The organism is Bradyrhizobium diazoefficiens, assembly GCF_016616235.1.
In the GTDB taxonomy this organism is placed as follows: domain Bacteria; phylum Pseudomonadota; class Alphaproteobacteria; order Rhizobiales; family Xanthobacteraceae; genus Bradyrhizobium; species Bradyrhizobium diazoefficiens_H.
The window spans coordinates 2947628-2966530 of sequence record NZ_CP067100.1; the positions used below are offsets into that span (position 1 = coordinate 2947628).

Annotated in this window: 14 protein-coding genes; 5 read left to right on the plus strand and 9 right to left on the minus strand. The window is 64.5% G+C overall.

The window, feature by feature from the left end; all coding sequences use genetic code 11:
* Window positions 1–8: 8 nt before the first annotated feature.
* Window positions 9–1232, minus strand: a complete 1224-nt coding sequence (locus tag JJB99_RS13905) for a phenylacetate--CoA ligase family protein (RefSeq protein ID WP_200499281.1) — start codon at window positions 1230–1232, stop codon at window positions 9–11.
* 86 nt (window positions 1233–1318) lie between these two features.
* On the opposite strand from JJB99_RS13905, the gene JJB99_RS13910 reads away from it, so the two are divergent.
* Entirely contained in the window at window positions 1319–2458 is a 1140-nt protein-coding gene (locus tag JJB99_RS13910) for an AGE family epimerase/isomerase (protein WP_200499282.1), read from the plus strand.
* Here the strand turns inward: JJB99_RS13910 and JJB99_RS13915 are convergent.
* The 6 genes from JJB99_RS13915 to JJB99_RS13940 all read right to left on the minus strand — a co-directional run bounded on the left by JJB99_RS13915 (window position 2455) and on the right by JJB99_RS13940 (window position 9693).
* Window positions 2455–3294 carry an ABC transporter ATP-binding protein gene (locus JJB99_RS13915; RefSeq protein ID WP_200499283.1) on the minus strand — a complete coding sequence of 280 codons (840 nt, stop codon included), beginning with the start codon at window positions 3292–3294 and terminating at the stop codon, window positions 2455–2457. The two genes, JJB99_RS13910 and JJB99_RS13915, sit on opposite strands and share 4 nt — an antisense overlap.
* A 143-nt stretch (window positions 3295–3437) precedes the next feature.
* A complete protein-coding gene (locus JJB99_RS13920; protein ID WP_200499284.1) occupies window positions 3438–4721 on the minus strand; it encodes an ABC transporter substrate-binding protein in 1284 nt (427 codons plus the stop codon).
* A 44-nt stretch (window positions 4722–4765) separates the two neighbouring features.
* A complete protein-coding gene (locus tag JJB99_RS13925) occupies window positions 4766–5839 on the minus strand; it encodes a branched-chain amino acid ABC transporter permease (RefSeq protein WP_200499285.1) in 1074 nt (357 codons plus the stop codon).
* Between the two features lie 2 nt (window positions 5840–5841).
* A complete protein-coding gene (locus tag JJB99_RS13930) occupies window positions 5842–6735 on the minus strand; it encodes a branched-chain amino acid ABC transporter permease (RefSeq protein WP_200499286.1) in 894 nt (297 codons plus the stop codon).
* A gap of 208 nt (window positions 6736–6943) precedes the next feature.
* The gene (locus JJB99_RS13935; protein ID WP_200499287.1) at window positions 6944–8875 is read right to left on the minus strand and encodes a long-chain fatty acid--CoA ligase; all 1932 of its coding nucleotides are present in this window, start codon (window positions 8873–8875) and stop codon (window positions 6944–6946) included.
* Window positions 8872–9693: an ABC transporter ATP-binding protein gene (locus JJB99_RS13940; protein ID WP_200499288.1), complete on the minus strand. Its 822-nt coding sequence runs from the start codon at window positions 9691–9693 to the stop codon at window positions 8872–8874. The genes JJB99_RS13935 and JJB99_RS13940 overlap by 4 nt, the downstream gene beginning before the upstream one ends.
* Before the next feature lie 339 nt (window positions 9694–10032).
* Between JJB99_RS13940 and JJB99_RS13945 the strand changes: the two genes are divergently transcribed.
* Window positions 10033–10707, plus strand: coding sequence for a Crp/Fnr family transcriptional regulator (locus JJB99_RS13945; protein ID WP_200499289.1), 675 nt, complete (start codon window positions 10033–10035; stop codon window positions 10705–10707).
* A 91-nt stretch (window positions 10708–10798) separates the two neighbouring features.
* On the opposite strand, the gene JJB99_RS13950 is transcribed toward JJB99_RS13945, so the two are convergent.
* Window positions 10799–12061, minus strand: coding sequence for an MFS transporter (locus JJB99_RS13950; RefSeq protein ID WP_200499290.1), 1263 nt, complete (start codon window positions 12059–12061; stop codon window positions 10799–10801).
* A gap of 315 nt (window positions 12062–12376) precedes the next feature.
* Between JJB99_RS13950 and JJB99_RS13955 the strand changes: the two genes are divergently transcribed.
* The 3 genes from JJB99_RS13955 (at window position 12377) to JJB99_RS13965 (ending at window position 17980) form a co-directional block, all read left to right on the plus strand.
* The gene (locus tag JJB99_RS13955; RefSeq protein WP_200499291.1) at window positions 12377–15703 is read left to right on the plus strand and encodes an adenylate/guanylate cyclase domain-containing protein; all 3327 of its coding nucleotides are present in this window, start codon (window positions 12377–12379) and stop codon (window positions 15701–15703) included.
* Between the two features lie 21 nt (window positions 15704–15724).
* Window positions 15725–16405, plus strand: a complete 681-nt coding sequence (locus JJB99_RS13960) for a redoxin domain-containing protein (protein ID WP_200499292.1) — start codon at window positions 15725–15727, stop codon at window positions 16403–16405.
* A gap of 120 nt (window positions 16406–16525) precedes the next feature.
* The gene (locus tag JJB99_RS13965) at window positions 16526–17980 is read left to right on the plus strand and encodes an adenylate/guanylate cyclase domain-containing protein (RefSeq protein WP_200499293.1); all 1455 of its coding nucleotides are present in this window, start codon (window positions 16526–16528) and stop codon (window positions 17978–17980) included.
* 15 nt (window positions 17981–17995) lie between these two features.
* On the opposite strand, the gene JJB99_RS13970 is transcribed toward JJB99_RS13965, so the two are convergent.
* Window positions 17996–18838 carry a uroporphyrinogen-III synthase gene (locus JJB99_RS13970; RefSeq protein ID WP_200499294.1) on the minus strand — a complete coding sequence of 281 codons (843 nt, stop codon included), beginning with the start codon at window positions 18836–18838 and terminating at the stop codon, window positions 17996–17998.
* Window positions 18839–18903 lie beyond the last annotated feature (65 nt).

The following is an 18903-nucleotide window of genomic DNA, read 5'->3' on the forward strand; positions in this document are numbered from 1 at the left end:
CTCGATCTTCAGCGCTCGTCCGCGATCAGCTTGCCGTCGTTCGGCAGCGCGCCCGGGCTAACCAGCTCGACATTTCCGCCGAGTTTGGTCACCGCGCGCAAGGTGCCGGCGATCTCCTCGCGCAAGGCATCGCTCGCGGCCGACGTTTCCGCTTTCAACGTCATCGCGTCGGTCTCGTCCTGGCGCGTGACGACGAGGCGCAGGCGGCCGAGCGCGGAATGGCGCTTGCCGATCTCGGCGATCTGCTCGGGGCGGACGAACATGCCCTTGATCTTGGTGGTCTGGTCGGCGCGGCCCATCCAGCCCTTGATGCGCATGTTGGTGCGGCCGCATTTGCTCGGGCCCGGCAGCGCGGCGGTGAGGTCGCCGAGCGCGAGGCGAATCCAGGGATGGTGCGGGTCGAGCGAGGTCACGACGATCTCGCCGACGTCGCCGTCCGCGACGGGGTCGCCGGTACCGGGCTTGACGATCTCCAGGATCAGATCCTCGTTCACGACCATGCCGTCGCGTGCCTCGGTCTCGAAGGCGATGAGACCGAGATCGGCAGTGCCGAACGCCTGATAGGCGTCGATGCCGCGGGCCTTGATCTCGGCCTGGAGCGAGGGCGGGAAGGCCGCGCCCGAGACCAGCGCGCGCTTGATCGAGGAGACGTCGCGGCCCGCAGCCGCTGCGGCGTCGAGCAGGATCTTCAAAAAGTCCGGCGTGCCGCTGTAGCCGACGGGACGGTAGGCCTCGATCAGCTCGAATTGCTGCTCAGTGTTGCCGGGGCCCGCCGGGATCACCGCGCAGCCGAGCGCGCGCGCCGACGCATCGAAGATGAAGCCGCCGGGAGTGAGGTGATAGCTGAAGGTGTTGAGCACGACGTCATCAGGACGGAACCCGGCTGCGAACAGCGCTCGGGCGCCGCGCCAGGGGTCGGCCTGCCGACCCTCCGGTTCGAAGATCGGCCCCGGCGAGGTGAAAAGACGGGCGAACGAACCCGGCCTCGCCGCAACGAAGCCGCCGAACGGCTGGGAGGCCTTGTGCAGGGCCGGCAATTCCGATTTGCGCAGCACGGGCAGGCCGGCCAGCGCCGCCCGGGAGGTCACGGCGGCGGGATCTGTGCCTTTCAGCCGCTCGGCATAGGCCGGCGCGGCCATCGCACTGCGCAGCACCTCCGGCAGGCGGGCGAACAGCTCGGCCTCGCGCGCAGCCGGTTCGCGCGTCTCGCGGGCGTCGTAATGGGCGGTCATGGCTGGTCTTTCCGGGTTGGCATCCGTTGCGCGCCGCCGCCGGCATGGGTATCAGACGGCGATTGGCTCGGCCTAGAGAGGACGCGATGGCGGACGAGGGAATGATTGCGGCGGATGTCGTCGCGCGCCTGAAGCGCCGCATGATCGAGGATGCGCTGCCGCTGTGGTCGACCGTCGGCTGGGACCATGCCGCAGGCGGCTTCATCGACCGGTTGCACCGCGACGGCACGGCTGATAGCGCCGCGCCGCGGCGTGTGTTCGTGCAGGCCCGCCAAATCTGGTGCTACGCCAAGGCGGCGCAGATGGGCTGGTACCCCGAAGGGCGCGCCATCGCGCTGAAGGGGCTGGAGCACCTGCTCAGCAAAGCCAAGGCGCCCGACGGCAAGCCCGGCTATGTGCACCGTCTGACGCCGGAAGGAGCGGTGCTGGATGCGCGGCGCGATGCCTACGATCACGCCTTCATCCTGTTTGCGCTGGCGGCCGTCTATGCGCTCGACCAGGACGCGCAGGTTCGCGCCGAGATCGATGCGCTGCTCGCCTTCCTCGACGGCCATCTGCGCTCGCCGCATGGCGGCGTTCACGAAGGTCTTCCGGTGTCGCTGCCGCGCCGGCAGAATCCGCAGATGCATCTGTTCGAGGCGATGATCGCCTGTTTTGACGCGACCCACGATCTGCCGTTCCAGAACCGTGCCGGCGAGTTCTTCGCGCTGTTCCTCGCCAATCTCTATGACAAGCAGAAGCGCATTTTGACGGAGTATTTCGAGGAAGACTGGTCGAAGATCGAGCCGGTCAGCGTCGAGGCGGGCCATCAGGCGGAGTGGGTGTGGCTGCTGAAAGGTTTTGAGCGCATCACGGGATGCCCGACCGGGCAGCGGCGCGCCGAGTTGCTGGCGACCGCGCTGCGCTATCGCGACGAGGCGACCGGCTGCCTGGTCGACGAGGGCGATGCCGCCGGCGACATTCGCCGCGACACGCGACGGCTGTGGCCGCAGACCGAGATGGCGAAGGCGTGGATCGCGCAGGCCGAATCCGGCGAGGCGGGCGCGGCGGATGAGGCGCGCGCGGCGCTGGTGCGGCTCGAACGGCATTATCTCAGCCATCCCGTGAGGGGCGGCTGGTACGACCAGTTCGATCGCGACGGCAAATCGCTGGTCGACACCATTCCTGCGTCGTCGTTCTATCATGTTCTCTGCGCAGTCACGGAAGCGGAGCAGGTATTGGCTTAGAGCCAGCGCTTGCGCCGCTTGAAGCTCTTGAGGTTCTTGAAGCTCTTGCGCTGGTCGCCGGCGCCGCCGAGATAGAATTCCTTGACGTCCTCGTTGTCGCGCAATTCGTCCGCGGTGCCGTCGAGCACGACCTTGCCCTGCTCCATGATGTAGCCGTGGCTCGCCACCGACAGCGCGGCGCGCGCGTTCTGCTCGACCAAGAGGATGGTGACGCCAAGATCGCGGTTGATCTTCTGGATGATAGAAAACACCTCTTTCACCAGCAGCGGCGACAAGCCCATCGACGGTTCGTCCATCAGGATCATCTTCGGACGCGCCATCAGCGCGCGGCCGATCGCCAGCATCTGCTGCTCGCCGCCGGAGAGATAGCCGGCGAGACCGGTGCGCTCCTTCAGGCGCGGGAAATAGTTGAAGACCATGTCGAGGTCGGTATCGACCTCGCGGTCCCTGCGGGTGAAGGCGCCGAGCCTGAGGTTCTCCAGCGAGGTCATGTCGGCGACGATGCGCCGGCCTTCCATCACCTGGAAGATGCCGCGGCGGACGATCTTGTCGGGATCGATGCCGGCGATTGCGGAGCCCTCGAACAGGATCTCGCCGCGCGTGACTTCGCCGTCCTCGGTCTTGAGCAGCCCCGAGATCGCCTTCAGCGTGGTCGACTTTCCGGCGCCGTTGGCGCCCAAGAGCGCCACGATCGCCCCCTTGGGCACGTCGAGGCTGAGCCCGCGCAGCACCAGGATGACGTCGTCATAGACCACCTCGATGTTGCGCACGGCGAGGAGGGGCGGCGCGGGGACGGCGGTGGGGGAGGGACGAACGGCTTCGGCGGCTTCGATCATGCTTTATAACTCCGCTGTCGTCGCCCGGCTTGACCGGACGACCCAGTATTCCAGAGGCGCCGGAGATTCAGCGAGAAGCTGCGGCGTACTGGATCCCCCGCTTTCGCGGGGGATGACGGTTGTGCGTGAGGTGAGCGCCGGGCTCACCAGCCCAGCAGCTCCGGCTTGCGCGGCAGCTCGATGGTCTTGACCTTCTCGAGCTTGATCGTGCCTTTGGCCATGAGATCGTTGAGGTCACCGTCGGTCGCGCCCGCGACCTTGGTGCGATAGAGATCGACCTTCAACGTGCCGCGGTGGTCCTTGGCGGTCCAGGTCGAGGGATTGCAGACGCCTTCCATGCCTGCCGGGACCCAGTCCTTCTTCTGGTAGAAGCCCTTGGCGACGTTCTCGCCGGTGGCGCCGCCGTTCTTGGCAGCCCAATCGATCGCCTCCTTCATGTACAGCGCCGAGCAGACGGCGGCGACGTAATGCACCGGGCGATAGACCTTTCCGCTGGCGTCGGACATCTTCGAGATCTCCATCACGGTCTTCATGCCGGGCGCATCGCCGCCCCAGCTCACCGCCGTGCGCAAGGGGAAGATCACGCCGTTGGCGGCATCGCCCGCCGTCTTGGCCGCGTTCTCGTCCATGCCCCAGACATTGCCGAGGAACTGGATGTCGACGCCGGCGGTCTTGCAGGCCTTCATCACGGAGATGTTGGAGGCCGCGGTGTTGCCGAGATAGGCGTAGTTGGCGCCTGACGACTTCAGGCTCAGACACTGCGCGCTGTAGTCGCCCGGCGTGAGCGCGAACACCAGCGGCGGCAGCACCTCGAAGCCGAGCTCCTGCGCCATGGCCTCGCCCGCGGCCTTCGGCGCGTTCGGATAGGGATGGTTGGCTCCCATGTGCACGAATTTCGGCTTGCCGGACTTGCCCTTGGCCTTCCAGTCCTCGGCCGCCCACATCAGCATCGCGCGCAGCGAGTCCGAGTAGCTCGGGCCGTAGAAGAAATTGTAAGGAGCGGGCTTGGCCTTGCCGCTGGTGCCTTCCGGGTCGGTCAGCGCCGCGGCATAGGAGCCGGACATATCAGGGATCTTGTCCTGGGCGAGGAAGCCGGTCAGCGCTTCGGTATCGGCGGTGCCCCAGCCCATGATCGCCGCGACCTTGCTGTCGGGCGCCGACCACTTCTTGTAGAGAGCGATCGCGCGCGGCACCTGATAGCCATAGTCGTTGGTGTCGACGTTGAGCTGCTTGCCGCCGACGCCGCCGTTCTTGTTGACCCAGGCGAAGGTGTCGGCGACGGCCTGGCCGTAGGGCGTGCCGACGTCGGAGGTGCCGCCGGAATAATCGGCGAGGTGGCCGATTGCGATCTGCGCCTGCGCGCTCGCCGAAAAGGCTGCGATCGCCAGCGCGAGCGATGCGGTGCTCAAAAGGGATTTTGTCTTCATGGGTTGCCTCCTCCTGTTGTTCATTGGTTCGAGAGTTGCCGCGCTCAATGCGAGAACGGGTAGAGTTTCCAGTACGCCTTGATCTGCCGCCAGCGATGCGCGAGCCCGTCAGGCTCGAACATCAAAAATGCGATGATGATCACCCCGATCGCGATCTCGCGCAGGAAGGTGATGTTGTTGTTGAGCGACAGAGCCTTGTCGATGGCGCCGCCTTTCAAATAGAGGCTGATGAACTCCATCGTTTCAGGCAGCAGCACCACAAAGGCGGTGCCCATCAGTGTGCCCATGATCGAGCCGGTGCCGCCGATGATGATCATGGCCAGGAACAGGATCGAGCGCTCGATCCCGAATCCTTCCTGCGACACCACGAGCTGATAGTGGGCATACAGCGCGCCGGCGATGCCGGCGAAGAACGCGGCAAGGCCGAACGACAGCGTGCGGTATTTGGTGAGGTTGATGCCCATGATCTCGGCGGAGAGATAATGGTCGCGGATCGCCACCAGCGCGCGGCCGTCGCGCGTGCGCATCAGATTGGTGACGAGGATGTAGCTCGCCAGCACATAGGCCAGCACGACGTAGAAATATTGCTTATCCCCGCGCAGCGTGTAGCCGAAGATTGAGAACGGATTGGCGCTTGCGGGCACCGATCCGCCGGAGAACCATTCGGCGCGCGAGAAGAAGTCGAGCAGGATGTATTGCGCCGCCAGCGTCGCGATGACGAGGTAGAGTCCCTTCAGCCGTGCCGCCGGGATGCCGAAGATCAGTCCGACCAAGGCGGTGACGACGCCCGCCAGCGGGATCGCGAAGAACACCGGGATCGGCGCATTGTTGGAGATGTAGGCCGAGGTGAAGGCGCCGAGCAGGAAGAAGGCGGCGTGCCCGATCGAGATCTGGCCGGTGAAGCCGACCAGGATGTTCAGCCCGAGAGCCGCGATCGAGAAGATGCCGATCTGGATCAGGATGCTGAGCCAGTAGCCGCTGAAGAGCTGCGGCGCGAGGCACAGCAGCGCAACGCCCGCTATCGCAAAATTGCGGCTGGTCGTCGTCGGGAAGACCGTGGTGTCGGCCGCGTAGGAGGTGCGGAAATCACCAGCGGGGATGAGGGCAGGGCCGGCCATGGTCAGATCCGCTCGATGTCGTGGGTGCCGAACAGGCCGTAGGGCTTGATCATCAGCACGATGATGAGGACGTAGAACGGCGCGATCTCGTAGAGATTGCCCCAGTGCAGATACTCGCTGTCGACGTATTGCGCGACGTTCTCGAGCAGCCCGATGATGATGCCGCCGAGCACCGCGCCGCCGACGGAATCGAGCCCGCCGAGAATTGCCGCGGGAAACACCTTGATCCCGTAGCCGGCGAGGCCCGAGGAGACGCCGTTCACCACGGCGACGACGACGCCCGCAACCGCCGACACCGTCGCCGAGATCGCCCAGGCCATCGCGAATACGCTTTTCACGGAAATGCCGAGCGATTGCGCCACCTGCTGGTTGAATGCCGTGGCGCGCATCGCAAGGCCGTATTTGGAAGCTCGGAAGAACCAGGCCATGCCGATCATCATCGCGAGCGAGACCACGAGGCTCATGACGTAGACGGTCTGGATCTGGAGCCCGAACAGGCTCACCGACTGGCTCTCGAACACGCGCGGGAACGGTTGCGGGTTGACGCCGAACATCCATTTCAGCGTCGCCTGGAGCACGGTGGAGAGACCGATCGTGATCATGATCACCGAGATGATGGGCTCGCCGATCATCGGCCGCAGGATCAGCACCTGGATCGCGATGCCGAACACGAACATGAACACCAGCGTCAAGGGCATGCCGATCCAGAACGGCACCTGGTATTTCGCCAGCAACGCCCAGCACACCCAGGCGCCGACCAGCAGCAACTCGCCTTGCGCGAAATTGACGACCTGCGTCGCCTTGTAGATCAGCACGAACGACATCGCGACGACGCCATAGAGCGTGCCGACCACGAGGCCGTTGACCAGGAGCTGAATGAGGAAGGCGGTGTTCATGCCATGATGCTCGCTCACAAATCCGGCGCGGTCGTCCCCTCTCCCCTTGTGGGAGAGGGTGGCTTCGCGAGGCGAAGACGGGTGAGGGGATGTCTCGGCAGCGAAGGTACGGAGAGAGGACCCCTCACCCGGATCGCTGACGCGCTCCGGCCTCTCCCCGCAAGCGGGGAGAGGCGAAGGGCAGCGGCGTTCGGCGCGCTAGATTGCTTCACTCCGCCGCCTCCGCCAAATGCCCAGGCCCGCCCAGATCCACCACCCGCAGCGTCGTGCGCACCCTCTGCGTGGTGCCGTCCTGGAAGCGGATTACGGTGTCGACGGGGATGTCGGCGACGCCGCGGTAGATGGCGTCGATGATCCCAGCGTATTTCTCGTTGATGACGCTGCGGCGCACCTTTCGGGTGCGGGTCAGCTCGCCGTCGTCGGCGTCGAGCTCCTTGTAGAGCAGGAGGAAGCGCGAGATGCGCTGCGCCGGCGGCAAGGTGGCGTTCACCGTCTCGACTTCCTTGCGCAGCAGCGCATAGACCTCGGATCGCGAGGCGAGGTCGCTGTAGGTGGTGAAGGAGAGCCGGTTCTTCTCCGCCCATTTCGAGATGATGGAGTAGCGGATGCAGATCATCGCCGCGAGCGCGTCGCGGCCGGCCCCGAGCACCACGGCTTCGGCAATATAAGGCGAGAACTTCAGCTTGTTTTCGATGAATTGCGGCGAGAACCGCTCGCCGCGCGAGGTTTCGGCGAGGTCCTTGATGCGGTCGATGACCACGAGTTGCTTGTTGTCGTTGAAGTAGCCAGCGTCACCCGACAGCATCCAGCCGTCCCTGATGTCGGCGACGCTCGCCTCCGGGTTCTTGTAGTAGCCTAAGAACATGTTGGGGTGCCGCACCACGATCTCGCCGACGCCGTGGACGTCGGGATTGTCGATGCGGATTTCGACGCTGTCGGCCATCGGCACGCCTGTCGTATCAGGGTCGACCTTGCCCTTGGGATGCAGCGTGTAGGCCCCTAACAGCTCGGTCTGGCCGTAGAGCGTGCGCAGCGGCAGGCCCATGGCCTGGAAGAACTTGAAGGTATCAGGGCCGAGCGCAGCGCCGCCGGTCGCGGCCGAACGCAGGCGGGTGAAGCCGAGACGGTCGCGCAATGCACGGAACAGGATCGCGTCGGCAAAGCCAGAGCGCTTGCCCTGCTCGAGCGCGGCGAGACCCGACTTCATGCCGAGGTCGAACAGGCGCTGCTTGAAAGGCGTCGCGTCCATCACCTTGGCGCGGACGTCGGCGGCGATCGATTCCCAGACGCGTGGGGCAAAGAGCACGAACGTCGGCGCGATCTCGCGCAGATCGTTCATCATGGTATCAGGCTCTTCGACGAAGTTGATCTTCATCCGGCACAACAGGCCTTTGCCGAGCACATAGACCTGTTCCATGATCCAGGGCAGCGGCAGCACCGAGACGTATTCGTCGTCCGGTCCCTTCGGATCGAAAGCGAGATAGGTCGCGCAATGGCCGAGCACGCGGCCGGCCGCGAGCATCGCGAGCTTGGGATGCGAGGTGGTGCCCGACGTCGTGCAGAGGATCGCAACATCTTCGCCGCGTGTCTCATCGACCAGCTTATCGTAAAGCTCCGGCTCGCGCGCCGCGCGGGTGCGGCCGAGCTCGGCGAATTTCTCCGCCGACATCAGCCGCGGATCGTCATATTTCCGCATGCCGCGCGGATCGGAATAGATGATGTGCTTCAGCCTGGGCACGCGGTCGGCGAGGGTGAGCAGCTTGTCGACCTGCTCCTCGTCCTCGGCGAAGACCAGCTGGGCCTCGCCATAGTTGAGGAGATAGGAGGCCTCATCATCCAGCACGTCGCGATAGAGCCCGAGGCTCAATCCGCCGATCGCGTGCGTCGCCACTTCCGCCGCGACCCAGTCCGGCCGGTTGTCGCCGATGATGCCGATGACGTCGCCTCGGCCGAGCCCCAGCTCGACGAGACCGAGCGCGAAGTCGCGCACCCGGGTCTGGTAGTCGTTCCAGGTGAAGATGCGCCATAGGCCGAGATCCTTCTCGCGCAACGCGATCTCGCTGCCGTACTCCCTGGCGTTGAGGCGGAGCATCTTTGGATAGGTGTCGGCCTGCGCGACGCGGCCTGCGTAATCCATCATGCCGCGCTCTCCTGCGCCGGCGGCGCATCGTCGGGATCGACCAGCACCTCGTCCTCCTCGCCGAGATAGGCGCGCCTGACGTGGGGATCGGCGAGGACTGCGGCGGGATCGCCCTCGGCGATCTTGCGGCCGAAATCCAGCACCGTGACGCGGTGGGAGATGTCCATGACCACGCCCATGTCGTGCTCGATCATCACCACCGTCATGCCGAACTCCTCGTTGAGGTCGACGATGTAGCGGGCCATGTCCTCCTTCTCCTCGAAGTTCATGCCGGCCATCGGCTCGTCGAGGAGAATCAGGCGCGGCTCCAGCGCCATGGCGCGGGCGAGCTCGACGCGCTTACGCAGGCCATAGGAGAGGGTGCCGGCTGTCGCCTTGCGCACCGACTGGAGATCGAGGAAGTCGATGATCTCCTCGACCTTGCGGCGGTGCGCGAGCTCTTCCTTGCGTGCGCCGGTGAGCCAGTACAGTGAGCCGGTGAGGAAGTTGTTCTTCAGCAGATGATGGCGCCCGACCATGATGTTGTCGAGAACGCTCATGTGGTGGAACAGCGCCAGATTCTGGAAGGTGCGGCCGATGCCGAGGGTGGGACGCGCATTCGGCGTCAGGCCGGTGATGTCGCGGCCGTGGTAGAACAGCTGGCCCTCGGTCGGCTTGTAGCGGCCGGAAATGCAGTTCACGATCGAGGTCTTGCCGGCCCCGTTAGGGCCGATGATCGAGAACAGTTCGCCCTCCCTGATGGCGAAGCTGACATCGGTCAGCGCGCGTACGCCGCCGAATCGCAAGGACACGCCGCGCACTTCGAGACTGGTAGCCACCAAACGAAACCCTCCCGGTGATGGCGCTTTCAGTGGCGCTCTTCGTCCGTTCCTCTCAGGCGATCCTAGTACGGCCGCGCCGGTGAGGCCATGCAGCAGATGGCCTTCACCGGAAGCCGCGCTACTCCCGTTCCCGTTTGGGATCAAAAGCCGCATCGTCCGTTGTGGCCCTCAATAAGAGAAAGCGCTATTTTGAAATGTCTCCCGCCTGACAATTCTGCGAGAAAGTTTTTTCGGGGAGGATCGGCCTTCATCTTTCGTCGGATGAGGGGCCGAAACCATCATGCTGCATTGCGGCAAAAGGCGGAGTGACGAAACGGTGCGGTTGGCTTCGGGATCATGATTTCAGAGGATCATCTGAAGCGCGTCGCCGCCTGGTCGCGCGAGCTTTCGCCAGCAGAGATCGAGGTCGCCCGCGCCGGGATCACGGAGCGGTCCTACGGCACCGGCGAGACCGTGTTCATGCGCGGCGACACGTTTGCCTATTGGGCCGGCATGGTGAGCGGCCTTGCCCGCATGGGCGGGGTCTCGCGCGACGGCAAGGAGACCAGCCTCGCCGGGCTCACCGCCGGGGCCTGGTTTGGCGAGGGCAGCGTGCTCAAGAACGAGCCGCGCCGCTACGATGTGGTCGCGCTGCGCGACAGCCGCGTTGCGCTGATGGAACGCAGCGCCTTCATGTGGCTGTTCGAGAACAGCGTCGGCTTCAACCGCTTCCTGGTGCGCCAGCTCAACGAGCGGCTCGGCCAGTTCATCGGCATGCTCGAGGTCAACCGCACGCTCGATGCCACGGCGCGTCTCGCCCGCAGCATCGCCTCGCTGTTCAACCCGATCCTCTATCCGGAATCGACGGCCCATCTGGAGATCACCCAGGAGGAGATCGGCGCGCTCTCCGGCATGTCGCGCCAGAATGCCAATCGCGCATTGAACCGGCTGGAGAAGGAGGGGCTGTTGCGGCTGGAGTACGGCGGGGTCACCATCCTCGATATCGAGCGCCTGCGCGGTTACGGGGATTAGAGCGTTTCCGAGCGAAGTGGAGACCGGTTCGCGAAGAAAACGCGTCAAGCAAGAATCTAGAGGCCCGTTCCGATTCCATCGGAACGGGGCTCTAGCGCGCATTGGCGGGGGCGTGCACGGGCCAGAGGTCGGCGCGCCAGCGCACCGCGATCGCCAGCATCGCGACAAACCCCGAGGCAGCATAGAGCGAACCCGTCGCGGAATAGCCGATGACGTCGATCAGGCTGCCGGCCGCGAGCAATCCGAGCGGCAGGCCGTAGATCACCATCATGCGCACGCCCATGACGCGGCCGCGCAGGTGCGCGCTGGCCGTGCGCATCAGGATCACGGCAGCCGAGATCATCGACATGCTCTGGGCGATGCCGGCGAGCACGAGGCAGGCCATCGCCACCGGCATGGTCCTGATCTCGACGAACACCAGCAGCATGGCGTACCAGGCCAGCGTCGCACCGATCAGCAGCCGGGCGATGCGCAAGCCGCTGACGAGGCTGAGCGTGATCGAGCCGATCAGCGAGCCGACCGCGAAGCTCGCCGAGAGATAACCGAGGCCGGTCTGGTCGGTGTGAAAGATCTCCCGCGCGATGTAGGGCAACAGTCCGCCGGTGAAGGGAAACGCGGTGAGATTGGCCAGGAAGGCGACGCACAGTGCTGCACGCATGCCCGGGCCATTCCAGGCGTAGACGATCCCTTCCTTCAGATCGCCAAGCAATCGCGAAACAGCGTGGCTGTTCACCGGAAGATCGCTCGTGACGACGGACTTTTTTGGCCGGGTCAGGCACATCATGAGAAGGGCGGCTGCGAGGTAGAGACAGGCGATCGCGACATAAACGAGTCCGATGCCGAGCAGGGCGAACAGCCCGGCGCCCGTCAAAGCGCCGGCGATGCGCGCGCTGTCCTGGGTCGTGCGCGCAACGCTGATGGCGCCCACCAGCTGCTCGGCCGGCATGATGTCGGCGAGCAGCGCGCCGCGGACGCCAAGATCCGAAGGGCGGATCAGTCCCATGAGCGCGACGATGACCATGACGCTCAGCGGTGACAAATGACCGGTCAGCGCCAGAACCATGATGGTCGAGGAGAGCACCGTATAGGCAAGACGCATCACGACCAGGAGATCGCGATGACCGATGCGGTCGCCGATCATGCCGAACACCGGCGCGACCAGCGTCCCGACGAACTGGAGCGAGGCAAGGACGGTGAGCAGAAGCACCGAGCCGGTCTCGACCATGATGTACCAGCCGAGCACCAGCGTCTCGACCTCGAATGCCCAGGAGGTGAGCAGGTCGGAGGGCCACTGGAAGCGATAGTTGCGGATGCGAAACGGCGCGAGCGCGGAACGCTGTTCGGCTGCGCTCACAGCGCGATGACTCGACTCACGGCGATTCCTGCCCTTGTTGTTTGTCCTGCTCGGTAGGGTAGCGGTGATGCTGCTTGTGTCAATTGGCGCTATCGCATGCGGACATGTGGCCACCGCGTGCGGGTCGGCGCGCAGCAGCTGCCTTTCGATTCGCCAGCGCATCCGCAACATCGCCTCGCCGTGCGGGCTCGCTACGGGGGAGTAGACCGGCCGCACTTGCTCTTCCAGCGCGCCGAGCCCATTGTGCTCCATATCCCGGGCCCATTGGATGGGTCCAGCAGATCGCGGATCACGGCTTCCGGAAGGTTTGGGGCCATGACGTGCTCGGGTTGCGGTTCTGAGGTTCAGAAAGGCTTTGCCTTCTGCCCGAAGTGCGGCACGAAGCAGCCGCGCGCGTGCGCTGGCTGCGGCTTTCCATGCGCACCGGATTTCGTCTACTGCCCGAAATGCGGCGCGCTTGTCGGTGAGGCCCTCCAGGGTGGCGAGCAGGCATTGCAGCGGACAAACTCGATGACGGTTCCGATCAGGTCGTCGTCCTCTCCACCGCTCCTGCCGGCGTCCGAGACTCAACACGAATTTCGACTGCAGGCGGATAAAATCGATAACGAAGCCAACCGCCGCACCATCACCGTGCTGTTTGCCGATCTCAGCGGCTTCACTGCGATGAGCGAACGCCTCGACCCCGAGGTCATGCAAACCGTTCAGAACGAGTTGTTCCAGGAGTTGACGGCGGCCGTGCAAGGCTTTGGCGGCTTCGTGGACAAGTTCATCGGCGACGCGCTGCTGGCGCTGTTCGGTGCGCCGGCTGCGCACGAGGACGATCCGGAGCGGGCGGTCCGGGCTGCCATCGACATGATCAAACGGACGGCGCAGCTCAGCGAGCGGGTGATGGCATTTGCCGGGTCACCCCTGCGGCTCCATATCGGTATCAACACCGGGCACGTGGTCGCGGGCGGACTGGGCGTGGGCGTTGCCAAATCCTACTCGGTGACCGGTGACACGGTGAATACGGCTCAGCGATTGCAGTCGATGGCGCCACCGGAGGAGGTGCTGGTCGGGCCGTTGACCTACCGTCTGACCCGGCATGCATTCGCGTATGAATCGCTTGGCGAGGTCTCGCTCAAGGGCAAGACGGGCAGTGTCCTGGTCCACCGTCTCAAGGGGCTGCTCGACGTGCCGCGCGCGGCACGAGGCCTCGACACGCTGGGCCTCAGTGCGCCCCTGGTCGGCCGCGACGCCGAGCTTGCTCGCGTGATCGACAGCCTCGATCGCGCGTGCGGCGGCGCGGCGCAACTGGTGCGGCTGGTCGGTGAAGCGGGCATCGGCAAAACGCGGCTGGTGAACGAATTGATAGCCCATATCCGCGACGAAGGGCGCTTCGAAGGTGTGGCGATCCGGCAGGCCGTCTGCTCGCCACTCGGCGAACAGTCCTACGGCACGCTCGCCGCAGTGCTGCGCAGCGCCTACGGCATCGCGCAGAAGGCAAGCGCCGCGGAGGCTGAGGCCAGGCTGGCCGAAGCTCTGTCAGAGCTTGGCCTTGCGGCTGAGGAGACCGAGCGGTTGATGCCGCTCTATGTCCACGTTCTTGGTCTCGGCGGCGCGGACGCCGTATTGCAGCATGTCGAGCCCGAACAGCTCCGGCGGCAGATATTCTTTGCGATCCGGACCGTCTTCGAACGGCGTCTGGCCTTGTCGCCGCTTCTGATCATTGTCGAGGATCTGCACTGGGCCGATGCCGTGTCTCTCGAAGCGCTGCGATTCCTGATGGACCGGTTGGAGCGCGCGCGGCTGATGCTGTTGCTTACGCATCGGCCAATGCTGGAGCTGGATCAATTCGGCTCGGCTCGGATCAGCCACACGACCCTTCGATTGCCTCCGCTCGGTGACGTTGACGGACAGAAGCTGCTCGCGGCCTATTTCAGTCACGGTTGGCAAGAGCCGCCGGGAGATCTGTTCACCCGAATCCTGGAGCGCGCCAGCGGCAATCCGCTTTTCCTCGAGGAAATCATCCGCGGTCTCATCGAAGCTGGCGCCCTGAAGCGTGACGGCTCGCATTGGCGCATCAAGTCGGATGAAGCCGCCGCCGATATCCCGGCAAGCATTCAGGCTCTGTTGCTGGCGCGCCTGGATCGGCTGCCGCATGAGGTGCGCCGGCTGGCGCAGGAGGCCGCGGTGATCGGCCCGCGCTTCGATGTGGCTCTCCTCGGTGCGACAGCAACCGAGCGGGCGAAGGTGGAGGCAGGGCTCGAACTTCTGTGCGACGCCGAGATCGTCGAGGAGGTCGCGGGCGCCAATTCGATTTCGCTGCGATCGTACCGTTTCACGCAGACTATGCTTCAGGACGTGATCTATCAAAACCTGCTCTTGCAGCGGCGGATCGAGCTTCATGGACGTATTGGTGTCGCGCTGGAGCAGCTTTACGGTAAGGAGCCCGAACGACTCGAAGACCTCGTCCTGCTCGGACATCACTTCAGCCTCAGCGCGCGCAAGCCGAAAGGCGCGCGTTATCTGCGCGCCGCCGGCGATCGCGCACGCGCGACCTACGCCAATGACGATGCCATCCGTCTCTACCAACAGGCTCTCGCAGTGCTGTTGACCGAGGGCGAATGCGACCCGGAGCGGCTGGTCCTGTACGAGCGGATCGCGGACCTCTGTGGCGCGGCCGGCCGCCGCAACACGGCCGAAGAGCACTACCAGAGCGCGCTGGAAGGCCACCGTGCAGCAGGGGACTGCATTGGCGAGGCGCGAATTCTTCGCAAGCTTGGCCGGTTGCTGTGGGACGCCGGCAAGCGGATCAAGGCCGAGACGCATTACGCCGAGGCGGCTAAACGGCTTGGAGAGGCCGAAGCGCCCATCGAGTGGGCGCACCTCTCGCAGGAGCGAGGCCGTCTCGCCTTTCGCATGGGCGATCATATGGCCGCCGCGAGATGGGCTGACGAGGCGCTTGGCTATGCCCGATCCGCGCCGGCGGCCGCGGACGAACAGGCCCGACTCGAGGCGGCGCGCGCCATTGCGGAGGCCCTCAACACCAAGGCGGTTGCACTGGCGCGGCTTGGACGAAACCAGGATGCGGTGCGCGAGGTGGAGCAAAGTGTCGCGGCAGCCGAAGCCGCCGGCCTTTTCAACGTGGCCTGCCGCGGCTACACCAATCTCGCGGTGCTCTACACGATTGTCGACCCGGCGCAAGCCATGGAGGTTTGTCGGCGGGGGCTGGATCTCGCGCATCGTATTGGCGATCTCGGGTTCCAGGCGCGCCTTCTTGCCAATTTTGCCGTTGCCTGTTGCACCTTCACGGACAAATGCACCGATCAAGGTGTGCCCGCTGCCGAAAGGGCGATCGAGATCGACCGTGCGCTCGATCAGCGCGAGCACCTCCCGGTGCCCCTGATCGTGCTCGGGCAAATCCATCAATGCCATTTCCGGCCCGATGAGGCCGCCCGCTGCTATAATGAGGCCATCGAGGTCGCGAGCGAAACCGGCGAGCCGCAGCAGCTCTTTCCATGCTATGATGGTCTGGCGACGCTGAACCTTGATCGAGGTGACATGCCCGAGGCCGAGCGGTATTTCGCGCTGGCCCATGACGTCTGTGCCCGGCACGGGCTTGATCCCGCAGGGCTGATCGTACTGCCATTTCTCGACTAATCAGTGTGAAGGAGTTCAATCATGTCAGAACGTCATGTCGATGGACCGCTTCAACCGGGCGACCGCGCGCCGAATATTGTGCTGGACGCGATCACGCGCGAAGGGAAGATCGCACTTGAGGATTTTCGCGGGCAAAGCCCGATATTGGTCGGCCTGTTTCGAGGCCTGCACTGCCCGTTCTGTCGCCGCCATATCGCGGCACAGGCGCAGCTTGATGCGGCTCTGCGTGACAAGGGCGTCGAAAGTCTGACGGTCGTCAATACGCCGATCGAACGCGCGCGGCTCTACTTCCGCTATCACCCGTTGCCCAATCTGCTCGCCGCGTCCGATCCCGAGCGGGTCTCGCACCGCGCGTTCGGCCTGCCCAATCTCGAGTTCACCGAGAAAGAAACCGAGTGGCCGCGCAAGGTAGGCATGGATGTGGTCATGAGCATGCAAGTGGACATTCCCGGAGAACTGCCCGGGCCGATGAATCGTTTGGCGGCTGCCGGGCAACTCAACAAGAAGGATGGCTACGAGATGATGGAAGCCGACCAGCGTATGGCGGCAACGGGCCAGGGCCAGCTATTCGGCCAATTCCTGCTCGATCGGGAAGGGGTCGTGCGCTGGAGCTTTACCGAAGTGCCCGAAGGCGGCCAGCGCATGTTCGGGATGCCGAGCCCGGGTGAGTTGATGTCGGCCGCTTCGCAGGTGGCAGGCTAGGCATCCCGGCTGATTGGCGTGTTGCCCTTGCCGCGGCGGCATGCGCCCGCGCGCTTGGATTGCTGTCGCCGCTTTTCCGATCGTGCCTGCACATGACGAACATAATGACCTGGGCGTGCAATGACTCACATTCAGGAAACGCTCCTCGAAAGCAAGATGACCGAGATCGAGCAGGCCCGATCCTGGAGCCCCCGCGTGATCTCCAAATTCGAAACGCTCATCAGGGGCGGTGACGATCTATCGCTCTACCGGGTCAATCCTCTAGCATTCGCGCGCGACCGCGCCATAGCAGAGCCGGAAAGCATAGACCTGTTTCTCTACGCGACGAGATGCGGGCTATTCGAGATGAGCTGGGACGTTGTTTGTCCCCAATCCGGCATGGTGCTCGAGAGCTTCGGCGCCTTGCGCACGCTCAAGACCCACTATGTTTGCGGTTTGTGCGACGTCACTGGCGACACTGATCTCGACGACTTCATAGAGGTCACGTTTACGGTGTCGCCGCAACTCCGGCGGCTTCCTTTTCATGATCCCGCCTCCCTTTCGGTCGAGGATTTTCATTGGAAGCTTCGATTTCTGAATGACGCGCGGATACCAGGCCAGCAAATCCGATTTCTCGACTATTTGCATGCGCTCGTTCGCGGCCTTTCGTTCTTGCCGCCAGGTTCCGCCACGACCATTCGTTGCGAGCTCGGTCCCGGCGCTCTGGCGGGGGTCAATGTTCAAACCCAGTCAGCGTTCGTCGTTGCTGTGGCCGGCGAGCCGACGACCACGCCGACGATCTTGCGAATTGGATATGATGGGCAGCGCTTTTCTTCTTCGCTGGCCGCCGTACCGCCCGGTCCCGTCATCGTCGAGGTGGAGAACACCGGAGCGATGCGAGGCTCCTTGCTCCTGATCAATTGGCCGCCTGAAGTTCTGGCCCAAACGATCAAACCGCCGCTTGAGTTCGATCCCTACATGTCTGGTGGGATGTTGCTTGCGCGACAGACATTTCGCCGCCTGTTCCGGTCAGAACGCGTGGACGAAAGGGAGGGCCTGGGTATCCGGCAGGTGACCTTGCTGTTCACGGATATCAAGGGTTCGACCGCCATGTACGAACGACTCGGCGATCTCAATGCCTATGCGCTGGTCCGCGAACATTTTGCCCTGCTCGGAGCGACCGTCCAGGAACATTCCGGAGCCATCGTCAAGACGATTGGGGACGCGGTGATGGCTGTCTTCTCTCGTCCAACGGACGCGGTTTCGGCGGCGCTCCACATGCTGGGGGAAATTGAACGCCACAACTCCGAGCATGGCGATCCGAGCATCATCCTGAAGATTGGAGCCCATTGCGGCCCTTCCATCGCCGTAACGCTGAACGACAATTTGGATTATTTCGGTCAGACCGTGAATGTTGCCGCGCGTGTGCAGTCGCTGGCGGACGCGGGCGAGATTTGTATCTCGGAGGCGCTGTATTCAGCGCCAGGAGTGAGCGATCTCCTTTCCGGGCATTCAATCGCCGAGTTTGATGCACCTCTTCGCGGCGTTGAAGGAAGCGCCAGCGTGTATCGTGTCATGCGCGGTCATGCTTCCTGACGACCCAGGCGGAATTTATTTCGCCGCCACCCTTGGCTTCCTCTCCCTCAGCGCTGCGGCCATCGCCGAGATCAGCGGACGCATGAAATAGGCTTCATCCGCCGGCAAGACATCGGTGCGCAGGCCATGCGCGGCGAGCTCGCCGGAGACTGCCGGTCCGACCGAGGCGATCAGCGTGCGGTCCAGCCCCGCGCGCAGCTTCGCCTCGCTGCCATGGGCTTTCGCGGCTTCGATCAGGCGACGCACCTGGCCGAGATTGGTCAGCGCGATGGAATCGATTCCCCCCTCGGCCATATCGTCGATGGCGGCGACGATGCTGGCATCCGCGGCCTTTGAGTCGTAAGCGTAGGGCAGCACGCTATCGACCTCGGCGCCTTGCGCGGTCAGCGCGCCGGTCAGCGCGCTGTGGTCCTTGTCGGGATAGAGCTGGAGGCCGAGGCGTCGTCCCTTCAGGTCGAGCTTGCCCAGCATCGCGATGACGCCGTCGGTGGTCGGCTTGTCCGTGGTCTGCTGTGCCTCGAGACCGAGCTCGCGCAGCGCCTTGCCAGGCTTCGGGCCGCGGGTGAATTTGCGCGATCTGGCCAGCGCCGCCACCAGCGCCTGGTCGAGCCGGCGGGCGCGCGCGAGCTTCATCAATCGCCGCAGGCCTTCGCCGGTCATCAGCACGAGATCGTCGAACGGCCTGTCGATGGCGCGGCGGATCCAGGCCTCGACCGGTGCAGGGTCCGGCGCATCCTCGATCGTGAACATCGGGCATTGCACGACCTCGGCACCTTGCTCGGCAAGGAGTTTTGAAAACTGCGCCTCCTCGCGCGTTTCCAGGATCAGGATGCGGGTGCCGTTCAAGCGGTCGGCCATGGGCGTGCTCCGGTCAGAAATCGTCTGTTCATCCTGACTCCGCGGTCGGGATTGGCGCAAGGCTG

Coding starts and splice junctions, on each gene's coding strand:
- JJB99_RS13925 (WP_200499285.1), bottom strand. CDS start 5,839: ATGGCCGGCCCTGCCCTCATCCCCGCTGGTGATTTCCGCACCTCCTAC.
- JJB99_RS13915 (WP_200499283.1), bottom strand. CDS start 3,294: ATGATCGAAGCCGCCGAAGCCGTTCGTCCCTCCCCCACCGCCGTCCCC.
- JJB99_RS13920 (WP_200499284.1), bottom strand. CDS start 4,721: ATGAAGACAAAATCCCTTTTGAGCACCGCATCGCTCGCGCTGGCGATC.
- JJB99_RS13910 (WP_200499282.1), top strand. CDS start 1,319: ATGGCGGACGAGGGAATGATTGCGGCGGATGTCGTCGCGCGCCTGAAG.
- JJB99_RS13945 (WP_200499289.1), top strand. CDS start 10,033: ATGATTTCAGAGGATCATCTGAAGCGCGTCGCCGCCTGGTCGCGCGAG.
- JJB99_RS13970 (WP_200499294.1), bottom strand. CDS start 18,838: ATGGCCGACCGCTTGAACGGCACCCGCATCCTGATCCTGGAAACGCGC.
- JJB99_RS13955 (WP_200499291.1), top strand. CDS start 12,377: ATGACGTGCTCGGGTTGCGGTTCTGAGGTTCAGAAAGGCTTTGCCTTC.
- JJB99_RS13930 (WP_200499286.1), bottom strand. CDS start 6,735: ATGAACACCGCCTTCCTCATTCAGCTCCTGGTCAACGGCCTCGTGGTC.
- JJB99_RS13905 (WP_200499281.1), bottom strand. CDS start 1,232: ATGACCGCCCATTACGACGCCCGCGAGACGCGCGAACCGGCTGCGCGC.
- JJB99_RS13960 (WP_200499292.1), top strand. CDS start 15,725: ATGTCAGAACGTCATGTCGATGGACCGCTTCAACCGGGCGACCGCGCG.
- JJB99_RS13965 (WP_200499293.1), top strand. CDS start 16,526: ATGACTCACATTCAGGAAACGCTCCTCGAAAGCAAGATGACCGAGATC.
- JJB99_RS13935 (WP_200499287.1), bottom strand. CDS start 8,875: ATGATGGATTACGCAGGCCGCGTCGCGCAGGCCGACACCTATCCAAAG.